The organism is Cupriavidus sp. TMH.W2 (genome assembly GCF_050847365.1).
In the GTDB taxonomy this organism is placed as follows: Bacteria; Pseudomonadota; Gammaproteobacteria; order Burkholderiales; family Burkholderiaceae; genus Cupriavidus.
This window is the reverse complement of sequence record NZ_CP193792.1, coordinates 3,207,404-3,220,543: the sequence shown is the minus strand read 5'-3', so window position 1 is coordinate 3,220,543 and position 13,140 is coordinate 3,207,404. Positions and strand designations below refer to the sequence as shown.

Below are 13,140 nucleotides of genomic sequence, written 5' to 3'. Positions count from 1 at the left end.
GCGAAGGCGGGAACCTAGTGACTTTCGCCGGCGCGTCAAAGACGCTGGATTCCCGCCTTCGCGGGAATGACGATGGTATGCGCGGAGGGAAGGTATGACCGCACCGCGCACCCTGCTCGTGATGGCCGGCGGCACCGGGGGACATGTGTTCCCGGGGCTGGCGGTCGCGCAGGCGCTGCGCGAGCAGGGCTGGAAAGTGGTGTGGCTGGGCAATCGCACCGGCATGGAAGCCACGCTGGTGCCCAGGCACGACATCCCGATGGAGTTCATCCAGTTCGGCGGACTGCGCGGCAAGGGGCTGGTGACCAAGTTCCTGCTGCCGCTGAACCTGCTGCGCGCGTTCTGGCAGAGCATCGTCGCGCTGCGCCGGGTGCGCCCGAGCGTGGTGCTTGGCATGGGCGGCTATATCACCTTCCCGGCGGGGATGATGGCCTCGCTGCTGGGGCGCCCGCTGGTGCTGCACGAGCAGAACTCGATCGCGGGCCTGGCCAACAAGGTGCTGGCCAAAGTGGCCGACCGGGTGCTGTGCGCGTTCCCGGATGCGCTTCCCGGCAGTGAATGGACGGGCAACCCGGTGCGCGAGGAACTGGCGCACCTGGACGCCCCCGAGGCGCGCTACGACCAGCGCAGTGGCCCGCTGCGCATCCTGGTGGTGGGCGGCAGCCTCGGCGCCGCGGCGCTCAACGAGGTGGTGCCCCGGGCCATCGCGCTGTTGCCGCAGGGCGAGCGCCCGGTGGTGACGCACCAGGCGGGCGCGAAGCAGATCGATACGCTGCGCGCCAACTATGCGGCCGCGCGGGTGCCGGCGCAGACGCTGCCGTTTATCGACGACATGGCCAGGGCCTATGCCGACGCGGACCTGGTGATCTGCCGCGCCGGCGCGATGACGGTCTCGGAAGTGGCCGCGGCGGGCGTGGCGGCGCTGTTCGTGCCGTTCCCGCACGCGGTGGACGACCACCAGACCACCAACGCAAAGTTTTTGTCGGGTCAGGGCGCGGCCCTGCTCGTGCAGCAAAAAGACCTGACGGCCGAAGGCCTGGCGCGGACCATCGCCAGCCTGACCCGGCCGCAGCTGAAAGACATGGCGCGCCTGGCGCGCGGACTGGCCAGGCCAGAGGCTACCCGGCGCGTTGCCGAGGTATGCCGCGAGCTGGCCAGGGACTGAAGCCTTTACAAGCAGCAATCGAATGAAGCATATCGTCAAGAACATCCACTTCGTGGGCATCGGCGGGGCCGGCATGAGCGGCATCGCCGAGGTCCTGCTGAACCTGGGATACAAGGTCTCGGGCTCGGACGTGGGCAGCAATGCCGCCACGCGGCGCCTGGCGTCGCTGGGCGCCACGGTGATGCACGGCCATGACGCGGCCAACGTGACCGGCGCCAACGCCGTGGTGGTGTCGACCGCGGTCAGCGGCGACAACCCCGAAGTGCTGGCCGCCCGCAGCAAGCGCATCCCGGTGGTGCCGCGCGCGGTGATGCTGGCCGAGCTGATGCGCCTGAAGCAGGGCGTGGCCATCGCCGGCACGCACGGCAAGACCACCACCACCAGCCTGGTGGCGTCGGTGCTGGCCGAAGGCGGGCTGGACCCGACCTTCGTGATCGGCGGCCGCCTGAACTCGGCCGGCGCCAATGCGCGCCTGGGCACGGGCGACTTCATCGTGGCCGAGGCCGACGAGTCCGACGCATCGTTCCTGAACCTGTTTCCGGTGATGGAGGTCATCACCAATATCGATGCCGACCACATGGACACCTACGGGCACGATTTTGCCCGGCTCAAGCAGGCGTTCATCGAGTTCACCCAGCGGCTGCCGTTCTACGGCATCGCGGTGCTGTGCGTGGACGACCCCAACGTGCGCGAGATCCTGCCGTTCGTGTCCAAGCCGGTGGTGCGCTACGGCTTTGCCGAAGACGCGCAGATCCGCGCCGTGGACGCGCGCGCGGTCGACGGCCAGATGCATTTCACGGTGCGGCGCCAGCTCAACGGCCATGCCGAGCCGCCGCTGGAGATCGTGCTGAACCTGCCCGGCCTGCACAACGTGCAGAACGCGCTGGCGGCGATCGCCATTGCCACCGAGCTGGAAGTGCCCGATGCCGCCATCGTCAAGGCGTTGCGCGAATTCCACGGCGTGGGCCGGCGCTTCCAGCGCTACGGCGAGGTGGCCACGCCCGACGGCGCCGGCACCTTCACCCTGGTGGACGACTACGGCCATCACCCGGTTGAGATGGCGGCCACGCTGGCCGCCGCGCGCGGCGCGTTCCCGGGGCGCCGCCTGGTGCTGGCGTTCCAGCCGCACCGCTTTACCCGTACGCGGGATTGCTTTGAGGACTTCGTCAAAGTGCTGGGCACCGTCGATGCCCTGCTGCTGGCCGAGGTCTACGCCGCCGGCGAAGCCCCGATCGTGGCCGCCGACGGCCGTGCGCTGACCCGCGCGCTGCGCGTGGCCGGCAAGGTAGAACCTGTTTTCGTGGAGCAGATGGAAGACATGCCGCAGGCCATCCTGAATGCCGTCCGGCCCGGCGATGTGGTCGTGACAATGGGCGCGGGCTCGATCGGAGGCGTGCCCGGACAACTGGTGTCGCACCAGCAACCGCTGCAGCAAGGGAGCCAGGCATGAGCTTCGTCGCCCATCCCAATATCGATCCCAGGTCGCTGGGCAAGGTCGGTGTGCTGCTGGGCGGGCGCTCGGCCGAGCGCGAGATCTCGCTGATGTCCGGCAACGGCGTGCTGGCCGCGCTGCTCTCGCGCGGCGTGGACGCGCATGGCTTCGACCCGGGCCTGCAGGGCGTGGCCGAGCTGGCCGCGGCCGGCTTTGACCGTGTCTTTATCGCGCTGCATGGCCGCTACGGCGAGGACGGCACCATCCAGGGCCTGCTCGAGCAGCTGGGCGTGCCATACACCGGCAGCGGCGTGCTGGCCTCGGCCATGGCCATGGACAAGCAGGCCACCAAGCGCCTGTGGATGACCCACGACCTGGCCACGCCGCGCTTTGCCATGCTGCATGCCGGCACCGACTTCGACGCCGTGGCCGCCGACCTGGGCCTGCCGCTGATCGTCAAGCCGGCGCGCGAAGGCTCGTCGATCGGCCTGACCAAGGTCACCGCGGCGGACCAGATGCGCGCGGCCTTCGAGAAGGCCGCGGCGCTGGACCACGACGTCATCGCCGAGACCTTTATCGACGGCGCCGAGCTGACCTGCCCGATCGTGGGCGAGGGCGACACCGCCGAAGCGCTGCCCGTGATCCGCATCGTCGCGCCCGAAGCCAACTACGACTATCAAAATAAGTACTTTACTGACGATACCCAGTACTTGTGCCCGTCGGGCCTGGACCCTGAAGTCGAACGCGAAGTCCAGGCGCTGGCGGTGCAGGCCTACCGCGTCCTGGGCTGCCGCGGCTGGGCGCGCGCCGACGTGATGCTGCGCGCCGACGGCAAGCCTTTCCTGCTCGAGATGAATACCTCGCCCGGCATGACCGGCCATTCGCTGGTGCCGATGGCGGCGCGCGCGGTCGGCATCAGCTACGAGGACTTCGTGATGCAGGTGGTGGCTGCCGCAACGCTGGACCTGCATCCGAACGAGCATTGGAAACCCGAATAACGCAACCGAACAGGACCCCACCGGACCATGTGGCATAACGCACGCCTGCTCAACCTGATCGCCTCCGCGCTGTACGCGCTAGTGGTGCTGATGGCGCTCGCGGCAGGCCTGCTGTGGCTGGCGCAGCGGCCGGTGTTCGCCATCACCCATGTGGAGATCGGCCCGCTGGACGGCGGTGCCCTGCGCCACGTGAACGCGCCCAGCGTGCGCGCCGGCGCGCTGGGCAAGCTGACCGGCAATTTCTTCACGCTGGACCTGAACGCGGCGCGGCAGGCCTTCGAGTCGGTGCCGTGGGTGCGGCGCGCCAGCGTGCGGCGCGAGTGGCCGAACGGCCTGGCGGTAGAAGTCGAGGAACACGAGGCGCTGGGCACCTGGGGCCCGCCCGAAAGCGGCCGCCTGATCAATACCTATGGCGAGGTCTTTGTCGCCAACACCGCCGAGGCCGAAGAAGATGCGCAGCTGCTGGCGCTGGACGGGCCGCCGGACAGCGAGGGCGACGTGATCGAGAAGCTCGAGGTCATGCGCGAGTGGTTCAAGCCGCTCAAGGCCGAGCCGCTGGCAGTAGCGCTGTCCGGCCGCTATGCCTGGCGCGCCAGACTGTCCAACGGCATGGAGATCGAACTGGGCCGCGAGCAGAACGATGAGGAACGCGTGGCGATGGACCAGCGCGTGCGGCGCTTTGTCGCGGCCTGGCCGCAGGTCACCCAGCAATGGGGCAGCCAGATCGAGTCTGCCGACCTGCGCTATCCCAACGGCTTTGCCATCCGCGCCGCCAATGCCCGCTTCCTGACCGACGCGCAGGTTGCGGCGGCGGTCCGGGCCGAGAAGGCGGCGAAGGTGGTGAAAGCAGCGACCGCGGCCAAGCCGGCGGCGGCAGCAACGGTTTCAGGTACTTCCAACAACAATCCGACGCGACTGAAGAGCAAGAACGCGGAGAAAACCCGATGAGCAAGGAATACAAGGACCTGTTGGTCGGTCTGGATATCGGCACCTCGAAGGTGGCGGCGGTGGTGGCAGAACTGCGCCCCGACGGCAGCTACGAGGTGATCGGCATGGGCCAGTCAGAGTCCAAGGGTCTGAAGAAAGGGGTCGTGGTCAATATCGAGGCCACCGTGCAGTCCATCCAGAAGGCGCTGGAAGAGGCCGAACTGATGGCCGACTGCAAGATTTCGGAGGTCTTCACCGGCATCGCCGGCAGCCACATCCGCAGCTTCAACTCCAGCGGCATGGTGGCGATCAAGGACAAGGAGGTCACGCAGACCGACGTGGCGCGCGTGATCGAGACCGCCAAGGCGGTCAATATCCCGACCGACCAGCAGATCCTGCACATCCTCACGCAGGAATTCATCATCGACGGCCAGGAAGACGTGCGCGAGCCCATCGGCATGAGCGGCATCCGCCTGGAAGTGAAGGTGCATATCGTCACCGGCGCGGTCAGCGCCGCGCAGAATATCGTCAAGTGCGTGCGCCGCTGCGGCCTGGAAGTGCACGACCTGATCCTGCAGCCGCTGGCCTCCAGCCTGGCGGTGCTGACCGAGGACGAGAAGGAACTGGGCGTGGTGCTGGTCGACATCGGCGGCGGCACCACCGACATCGCCATCTTCAGCGAAGGCGCGATCCGCCATACGGCCGTGATCCCCATCGCCGGCGACCAGATCACCAACGACATTGCGATGGCGCTGCGCACGCCGACGCCCGACGCCGAGGACATCAAGATCCAGTACGGCATCGCCAAGCAGGCGATCGCCGACCCGGAAGACATGATCGAAGTGCCGGGCGTGGGCGACCGCGGCACGCGCACGCTCAGCCGCCAGGCGCTGGCCGCGGTGATCGAGCCGCGTATCGAAGAGCTGTACTCGCTGGTGCACCAGGTGGTGCGCGAGTCGGGCTATGAAGAGCTGCTGTCGTCCGGTGTGGTCATCACCGGTGGCACCGCGATGATGCCGGGCATGGTCGAGCTGGGCGAGGACATCTTCCTCAAGCCCGTGCGCGTGGGTGTGCCGGAGTATCGCGGCAACCTGCACGAGGTGGTGAAGAGCCCGCGCTACGCGACCGTGATGGGCCTGCTGCTGGAAGGCCGCGTGCAACGCATGCGCGGACGCAAGGTGGCCGTGCAGAGCGGCTCGGTCAAGCAGGTGTGGACCCGCATGAAGGAATGGTTTGTCGGCAATTTCTGATCCATGCGGAAATTGACGCGCTGACGATGCAACGGCGCGCGGGCGGATCGGTCTACCGGACAGGCCTGCGTGCTGAATGGAAGTTTTCTGGTTTTCTTTTTATTGGTTTCTTGTTCAGAAACCAGGGGTTGCGGCGGGGAGGCTGCATCGTCTGGGGACTGATTTTTCTCGGAGGCAGTGATGGACTTTGACATGATCGAAACGGAAGTGCAGGACGGCACCATCATCAAAGTGGTCGGCGTGGGCGGCGCGGGCGGTAATGCCGTGCAGCACATGATCAGCCGCGGCGTGCAAGGCGTCGAATTCATCTGCATGAACACCGACGCGCAGGCGCTCAAGCGTTCGACCGCTTCGCGCGTGCTGCAGCTCGGCAATACGGGCCTGGGCGCTGGCGCCAAGCCGGAAGTCGGCCGCGGTTGTGCCGACCAGGCCCGCGAGCAGATTGCCGACGCCCTGCGCGGCGCGCACATGGTCTTCATCACTGCCGGCATGGGCGGCGGCACCGGCACGGGCGCCGCGCCGATCGTCGCTCAGGTGGCCAAGGAGATGGGCATCCTGACCGTGGGCGTGGTCAGCAAGCCGTTCGAGTTCGAAGGCGCGCGCCGCGCCAAGGTGGCCGAACACGGTTCCAGCGAGCTGGAATCGAGCGTCGACTCGCTGATCGTGGTGCTCAACGAGAAGCTGTTCGAAGTGATGGGCGACGACGCCGAGATGGACAAGTGCTTCCAGTGCGCCGACGACGTGCTGCACAACGCGGTGGCCGGCATTGCCGAGATCATCAACGTTGACGGCCTGGTGAACGTCGACTTCGAAGACGTGAAGACGGTGATGGGCGAGCAGGGCAAGGCCATGATGGGGACGGCCACCGTGTCGGGCGTGGACCGCGCCCGCCTGGCGGCCGAGCAGGCCGTTGCCAGCCCGCTGCTGGAAGGCGTGGACCTGTCCGGCGCGCGCGGCGTGCTGGTCAACATCACCGCCAGCCGTTCGCTGAAGCTGTCGGAAACCAAGGAAGTCATGAACACCATCCGCAGCTATGCCGCGGAAGATGCGACCGTGATCTTCGGTACGGTGTACGACGATTCGATGAGCGATGCGCTGCGCGTGACGGTGGTGGCCACGGGCCTGGGCCGCTCGGCCAAGAAGCAACAGCCGATGACCCTGCTCAAGACCGGCACCGACAACATGCCGGTGCAGATGATGGCCAGCATGACCGCCGCCGCGGCCACGCACAGCTCGCCGGACTACAGCAACCTGGATACGCCGGCAGTGTGGCGCAGCTCGCGTGAGTCGGCATCGGCCCACGTCGCTGCGCTGCAGGAGAAGGGTGTGGATACGTACGATATCCCGGCCTTCCTGCGCAAGCAGGCAGACTGAGCCCTGCCTGGCGCGGCATCGGTGCCTCCACCGGCCGCCTGACGGAACGCGTCGCCTTGTCGCGATGCACGTGCGCTCCCTATCCGCGCGTGCCTTGCATGGACTGACGTGAACCGCCGGGCCGCCGGCGGCGCCGCGCCTGCGCCGGACCGAGCTTCACCCGCATCCCGTCGCCGGGACGGGCGTGCCGCTGGCCGCCTCCCCGGACTGGTTTCCCGCCTTCCCGGTCGGGATGTATCGCCGTCCGCGCGGCGCACCCAACAGGTGCGTCGCGCGGACGTCTTTGTAGCAACGTGTATCGGGTTTGCGCCGGATGTCACCGGATGTGAACCGGCTTTGGCAACGCCGGCAGGAAGCCTATGATCCTGAGGTTGCCCTGCGCCGGGGCGCGGCTCCGCACCCCGGCATCCGGACTATTCTTCAGAAAACCCAGGAGACCACGACCCATGATCACTGTCGGTTCCCGCGTTCCCGACGCCACGCTGCAGGAATTCTTCGATACCGAAGGCAACGGCTGCGCGCTCGGCCCCAATGCCTTCAAGGTGGCGGACCTGGTCCGCGGCCGCAAGATCGTGGTGTTCGGCCTGCCTGGCGCCTTTACGCCGACCTGCTCGGCCAGGCATGTGCCGGGCTTTGTCCAGCACGCCGCCGCGCTGCGCGAAGCCGGCGTCGACGAAGTCTGGTGCGTATCGGTCAACGACGCCTTTGTGATGGGCGCCTGGGGCCGTGAGCAGCACGCCGCCGGCACGGTGCGCATGATGGCCGACGGCAGCGCGGAGTGGACCCGCGCGCTGGGCCTGGACCAGGACCTGACGGCTCGCGGCATGGGTGTGCGCTCCAAGCGCTACGCAATGGTGATCGAAGACGGCGTCGTCACCCGCCTCGATGTCGAGGCACCTGGCGAGTTCCGTGTCAGCAGCGCCGAGGCGGTGCTGGCAGCGTTGCGCGGCTGACACAGTTATCCGGGTAAACGTGGATAATACGTAACTTGTTAAGGCGGTGTTAACAGCCGGAAACAAAACCTGGCTGCAAGGCCCTTCAGGCGGTGGTAAAATCGCTTAATCAAAAAAATCATACGATAGATTTTAATAATAGTTGAGGCTGTCATGCTCAAACAGCGCACGATCAAATCCCTGGTGAAGACCGTCGGCATCGGCCTGCACTCGGGCCGCAAGGTCACGCTGACCCTGCGTCCCGCGCCGGCGGACACCGGCATCGTCTTTACCCGCGTCGACCTGCCCGAGGCCGTCGAGATTCCCGTGGCCGCGTCGGCCATTGGCGACACGCGCCTGGCGTCGGTGCTGCAGAAGGATGGCGCGCGGGTTTCGACCGTCGAGCACCTGATGTCGGCCTGCGCGGGCCTGGGCATCGACAACCTCTATGTCGACGTCGATGCCGAGGAAATCCCGATCATGGACGGCAGCGCCGCGTCCTTCGTGTTCCTGCTGCAGTCGGCCGGCATCGAAGAACAGAACGCGCTGAAGACCTTCATCCGCGTCAAGAAGCCGGTGGAAGTGCGCGAGGGCGACAAGCTGGCGCGGCTGGAGCCGTTCTTCGGCTTCAAGCTGTCGTTCACCATCGACTTCCGCCACCCGGCCGTCGACAAGACCGGCCAGACCTTCTCGATCGACTTTGCCGACACCAGCTACGTGCGCGAGATCGCCCGCGCCCGCACCTTCGGCTTTGCGCACGAGGTCGAGGCCCTGCGCGAGATGGGCCTGGCGCGCGGCGGCAGCCTGGACAACGCGATCGTGCTGGACGAGCACCGCATGCTCAACAACGAAGAGCTGCGCTACGGCGACGAGTTCGTGCGCCACAAGATCCTGGATGCGATCGGCGACCTGTATGTGGTGGGCCATCCGCTGATCGGCGCCTATGTGGCGAACAAGTCGGGCCACGGCCTGAACAACCAGCTGCTGCGTGCATTGCTGGCCGACCAGGAAGCCTATGAACTGGTCACCTTTGACCGCGCCGAGGCAGCGCCGGCCGCGTTCCTGCCGCAGGCACAGCCGGCCTTCGCCTGAGGCGCCGCGCAGGCATGAAAAAGCCGACCTTCGGGTCTAATGCCGTTCTGTTAGGGTCTCAAGCCCTACCGTCATTCCCGCGCAGGCGGGAATCCAGCGTCTTTCACGTCCCCTTCGGGGATGAAGTCACTGGGTTCCCGCCTGCGCGGGAACGACAGTCGCTAACTGAACGGCATTAGACCCTCGGGTCGGCTTTTTGTTTTCTGGCGCGCGCAGGCCGTCAGCGGTGGTGGGCCAGCAGGGTATTGAGCGCGTCGCGCAGCGGCGAGTCAGGCAGGCTGCGCGCGAGCTGGTCCAGGTTGGCCAGCCCCGTGGGCGTCATGCGGCCGCCGGTGCGCGGGCGTGCCACCGGCTCCACTTCCCAGTCCGAGTGGCGCTGCACCTCCGGCTGCACCCGTACCCGGATCGAGGTGACCGGAGAGCCGCGCTGCTGCAGCCGCCCGAGCAGCGTCGGCACGATCTGGCGCACCCGCGCCGCGGCTGCGCCGTGGGCGGCCAGCAACAGCAGTACCTGCCCGTTCGGGTCGCCCGGATCGCGCTTGATGCCGGCCACCGCCAGGCCGGCGTGCATGCCGGCGGGCAGCAGGGCCAGCACTTCGGCCTCCAGCGCCGACAGCTGGCGCGCGGTCTGCATCAGTGACGAAACCGGGCCGGCCTTGGCCAGCCAGTCGTTGAGCGGCTTGGCGGCGGGGGTTTGCAGGGCGTGGTGGGTGAAGCGGCGCATGCATCCATTCTAGCAAGGGGCGGCGCGCGCACGCCCAGGATTGAAGCTGGCGCGATCACCCCAAACTGCGGCTGGCAAGCCCCCGGGACAATATTCAGGCGGGTGTGGCGGCTCCGGTGCAACACGGCCCGCCCCCAGCCGGCCGTGACCCCGGCACATGATAAACTCGGCGTTTTGCGCCAATCTATCCATTACCGCGCCCGGCCGCCGGAGCAACCCGCCTTCCCTGGGGATGCCAACCCGGTTCCGCGCAGGTGAAAGCAATCGATGATCACGGGCCTTCTCAAGAAAGTCTTCGGCAGCCGCAATGAGCGGCTGATCAAACAATATCTCCGCACGGTGGCGCAGATCAATGCGCTGGAGCCGAAGTTCGAGCAGCTCTCGGACGACGAACTGCGCGGCATGACGGAGACCTTCCGGCAGCGCCACGCCGGCGGCGAATCTATCGAGGCGCTGCTGCCCGAGGCCTTCGCTGTCTGCCGCGAGGCCAGCAAGCGTGTCATGAAGATGCGCCACTTCGACGTGCAGCTGATCGGCGGCATGGTGCTGAACGACAACAAGATCGCCGAAATGCGCACCGGCGAGGGCAAGACGCTGACCGCGACGCTGGCCGTGTACCTGAATGCCATCACCGGCAAGGGCGTGCACGTGGTCACCGTCAACGACTACCTGGCACAGCGCGATGCCGAGTGGATGGGCCGGCTGTACAACTTCCTGGGCCTGTCGGTGGGCGTGAACCTGTCGCAGATGGCGCACGACGCCAAGCAGGCGGCGTACAACTCGGACATCACCTACGGCACCAACAACGAGTTCGGCTTCGACTACCTGCGCGACAACATGGTCTACGACCCGTCGCAACGCGTGCAGCGCCCGCTGAACTACGCCATCGTCGACGAAGTGGACTCGATCCTCATCGACGAGGCCCGCACCCCGCTGATCATCTCCGGCCAGGCCGAGAACCAGACCGACCTGTACCAGCGCATGAACGGCATCCCCAAGCTGCTCGAGCGCCAGATCGGCGAGGAAAAGGCCGATGGCACGGGTGTCGAGAAGCCGGGTGACTACTTCGTCGACGAGAAGGGCCACCAGGTCTACCTGACCGAGGCCGGCCACGAGAAGGCCGAAGAGATCCTGTCGCAGCTGGGCCTGATCGGCGAAGGCGAGTCGCTCTACGCGCCGCAGAACATCACGCTGATGCACCACCTGTACGCCGCCCTGCGCGCGCACAGCCTGTTCCATCGCGACCAGCACTATGTGGTGCAGAACGACGAAGTCGTGATCGTCGATGAATTCACCGGCCGCCTGATGACCGGCCGCCGCTGGTCCGACGGGCTGCACCAGGCCGTGGAAGCCAAGGAAGGCGTCACCGTCCAGCAAGAGAACCAGACGCTGGCGACGATCACCTTCCAGAACTACTTCCGCATGTACAGCAAGCTGGCCGGCATGACCGGCACGGCTGACACCGAAGCGTATGAGTTCCAGGAGATCTACGGCCTGGAAGTGGTGGTGATCCCGACCAACCGCCCGGCCCAGCGCAAGGACCAGCAGGACCAGATCTACAAGACCGGCAAGGAGCGCTACGACGCCGTGGTGCGCGATATCCGCGACTGCTACGAGCGTGGCCAGCCGGTGCTGGTGGGCACCACCTCGATCGAGACCTCGGAATACCTGTCGGGCCTGCTCGACCGCGAGAAGCTGCCGCACCAGGTGCTCAACGCCAAGCAGCACGCGCGCGAAGCCGAGATCGTGGCCCAGGCCGGCCGCCCCAAGATGATCACCATTGCCACCAACATGGCCGGTCGCGGTACCGACATCGTGCTGGGCGGCAATGTGGAGAAGCAGTCCGGCTTTATCGAGGCGGACCCGAACCTGTCCGACGCCGAGAAGGCCGCGCGCATCAAGCAGCTCGAGGATGAGTGGCAGTCGCTGCACGAGCAGGTCAAGACCGCCGGCGGCCTGCATATCGTCGGCACCGAGCGCCATGAGTCGCGCCGGATCGACAACCAGCTGCGCGGCCGTGCCGGCCGCCAGGGCGACCCGGGCTCGTCGCGCTTCTACCTGTCGCTGGACGACCAGCTGCTGCGCATCTTCGCGGGCGACCGCGTGCGCGCCATCATGGAACGCCTGAAGATGCCCGAGGGCGAGCCGATCGAGGCCGGCATCGTCACGCGCTCGATCGAATCGGCGCAGCGCAAGGTCGAAGGCCGCAACTTCGATATCCGCAAGCAGCTGCTGCAATACGACGACGTCGCCAACGACCAGCGCAAGGAAATCTACAAGCTGCGCAACGACGTGCTGGAAGCCCAGGATGTCGGCGAGATGGTGGGCAACCTGCGCGAGAGCGTGATCGTCGAGCTGTTCCGCGACCACGTGCCGGCCGACACCATGGAAGAGCAGTGGAACATCGCCGGCCTGGAAACGCGCCTGCGCGAGGACTGGGGCCTGGAATTGCCGCTGGCGCAGACCATCGAGGGCGCGCAGAGCATCGAGGACGATGCGCTGCTCGACCAGATCATGAAGGCGGCCGCGGAGCGCTACGACAGCAAGGTCGCGCTGGTCGGCCGCGAGTCGTTCGCCGGCTTCGAGCGCTCGGTCATGCTGCAGAGCATCGACACGCACTGGCGCGAGCACCTGGCCGCGCTGGACCACCTGCGCCAGGGCATCCACCTGCGCGGCTATGCGCAGAAGGATCCCAAGCAGGAATACAAGCGCGAGTCGTTCGAGCTGTTTGCGCGCCTGCTGGACCTGATCAAGAACGAAGTCACGCGCGTGACCTTCAACGTGCAGATCCAGTCGCCGGAAGAGCTGGAGCAGGCTTCGGAAGAGATCGAGGAAGGCCTGTCGCACCTGGAGAACGTGCAGTACAAGCATGACGAGTTCGCCGAAGGGCGCGAGCCGGTGGAAGAAGCGCCGTCGCCGCGCACCGGTATGGCCATGGCCGCCGCCGAGCTGGCGCTGGCAGAGATGCCCAAGGTCGGCCGCAACGACCCGTGCCCGTGCGGCTCGGGCAAGAAGTTCAAGCAGTGCCACGGCAAGCTCAGCTGAGCCACGAACAGCGAGACAGGCAGTAACGCCGCAACATGCCCGCGCAAGCGGGCATGTTTGTCAGTGGCGCAGCGAACGTGTGAATAATGCTTCGTCGTTCCCGCGCAGGCGGGAACCCAGTGGCCTTATCCCCGAAGGGGACGTGAAAGACGCTGGATTCCCGCCTACGCGGGAATGACGGTACCAACGAATGGAGTGATC

Annotated in this window: 10 protein-coding genes; 9 read left to right on the top strand and 1 reads right to left on the bottom strand. The window is 66.7% G+C overall.

What is annotated here, in order from left to right:
- Positions 1-94 precede the first annotated feature (94 nt).
- From murG to lpxC, 8 genes are all read left to right on the top strand, one after another.
- The gene (gene murG / locus ACREYQ_RS14770) at positions 95-1,165 is read left to right on the top strand and encodes an undecaprenyldiphospho-muramoylpentapeptide beta-N-acetylglucosaminyltransferase (protein ID WP_432258315.1); all 1,071 of its coding nucleotides are present in this window, start codon (positions 95-97) and stop codon (positions 1,163-1,165) included.
- A gap of 22 nt (positions 1,166-1,187) precedes the next feature.
- The gene (gene murC / locus ACREYQ_RS14765; protein ID WP_432258314.1) at positions 1,188-2,615 is read left to right on the top strand and encodes a UDP-N-acetylmuramate--L-alanine ligase; all 1,428 of its coding nucleotides are present in this window, start codon (positions 1,188-1,190) and stop codon (positions 2,613-2,615) included.
- Complete coding sequence (locus ACREYQ_RS14760; protein ID WP_432258313.1) at positions 2,612-3,595, top strand: D-alanine--D-alanine ligase; 984 nt, start codon at positions 2,612-2,614, stop codon at positions 3,593-3,595. Before murC ends, ACREYQ_RS14760 begins: the two co-directional genes overlap by 4 nt.
- 27 nt (positions 3,596-3,622) lie before the next feature.
- Positions 3,623-4,543, top strand: coding sequence for a cell division protein FtsQ/DivIB (locus ACREYQ_RS14755; RefSeq protein ID WP_432258312.1), 921 nt, complete (start codon positions 3,623-3,625; stop codon positions 4,541-4,543).
- On the top strand, positions 4,540-5,772 hold the full coding sequence (gene ftsA / locus ACREYQ_RS14750; RefSeq protein WP_012353950.1) for a cell division protein FtsA: 1,233 nt from the start codon (positions 4,540-4,542) through the stop codon (positions 5,770-5,772). The genes ACREYQ_RS14755 and ftsA overlap by 4 nt, the downstream gene beginning before the upstream one ends.
- 180 nt (positions 5,773-5,952) lie before the next feature.
- Positions 5,953-7,146 carry a cell division protein FtsZ gene (gene ftsZ / locus ACREYQ_RS14745; protein ID WP_432258311.1) on the top strand — a complete coding sequence of 398 codons (1,194 nt, stop codon included), beginning with the start codon at positions 5,953-5,955 and terminating at the stop codon, positions 7,144-7,146.
- A 446-nt stretch (positions 7,147-7,592) separates the two neighbouring features.
- Entirely contained in the window at positions 7,593-8,099 is a 507-nt protein-coding gene (locus ACREYQ_RS14740) for a peroxiredoxin (protein ID WP_432258310.1), read from the top strand.
- 153 nt (positions 8,100-8,252) lie between these two features.
- Entirely contained in the window at positions 8,253-9,170 is a 918-nt protein-coding gene (gene lpxC / locus ACREYQ_RS14735) for a UDP-3-O-acyl-N-acetylglucosamine deacetylase (protein ID WP_432258309.1), read from the top strand.
- A gap of 220 nt (positions 9,171-9,390) precedes the next feature.
- Here the strand turns inward: lpxC and ACREYQ_RS14730 are convergent, their stop codons facing one another.
- Positions 9,391-9,894 carry a DciA family protein gene (locus ACREYQ_RS14730; protein ID WP_432258308.1) on the bottom strand — a complete coding sequence of 168 codons (504 nt, stop codon included), beginning with the start codon at positions 9,892-9,894 and terminating at the stop codon, positions 9,391-9,393.
- 267 nt (positions 9,895-10,161) lie between these two features.
- On the opposite strand from ACREYQ_RS14730, the gene secA reads away from it, so the two are divergent.
- The gene (gene secA, locus ACREYQ_RS14725; protein WP_432258307.1) at positions 10,162-12,939 is read left to right on the top strand and encodes a preprotein translocase subunit SecA; all 2,778 of its coding nucleotides are present in this window, start codon (positions 10,162-10,164) and stop codon (positions 12,937-12,939) included.
- Positions 12,940-13,140 lie beyond the last annotated feature (201 nt).

Excerpts from the sequence above, each read along its gene's own strand:
- ACREYQ_RS14760 (WP_432258313.1), top strand. The coding sequence starts at position 2,612 with ATGAGCTTCGTCGCCCATCCCAATATCGATCCCAGGTCGCTGGGCAAG.
- ftsA (WP_012353950.1), top strand. The coding sequence starts at position 4,540 with ATGAGCAAGGAATACAAGGACCTGTTGGTCGGTCTGGATATCGGCACC.
- murG (WP_432258315.1), top strand. The coding sequence starts at position 95 with ATGACCGCACCGCGCACCCTGCTCGTGATGGCCGGCGGCACCGGGGGA.
- secA (WP_432258307.1), top strand. The coding sequence starts at position 10,162 with ATGATCACGGGCCTTCTCAAGAAAGTCTTCGGCAGCCGCAATGAGCGG.
- ACREYQ_RS14755 (WP_432258312.1), top strand. The coding sequence starts at position 3,623 with ATGTGGCATAACGCACGCCTGCTCAACCTGATCGCCTCCGCGCTGTAC.
- ACREYQ_RS14730 (WP_432258308.1), bottom strand. The coding sequence starts at position 9,894 with ATGCGCCGCTTCACCCACCACGCCCTGCAAACCCCCGCCGCCAAGCCG.
- lpxC (WP_432258309.1), top strand. The coding sequence starts at position 8,253 with ATGCTCAAACAGCGCACGATCAAATCCCTGGTGAAGACCGTCGGCATC.
- murC (WP_432258314.1), top strand. The coding sequence starts at position 1,188 with ATGAAGCATATCGTCAAGAACATCCACTTCGTGGGCATCGGCGGGGCC.
- ACREYQ_RS14740 (WP_432258310.1), top strand. The coding sequence starts at position 7,593 with ATGATCACTGTCGGTTCCCGCGTTCCCGACGCCACGCTGCAGGAATTC.
- ftsZ (WP_432258311.1), top strand. The coding sequence starts at position 5,953 with ATGGACTTTGACATGATCGAAACGGAAGTGCAGGACGGCACCATCATC.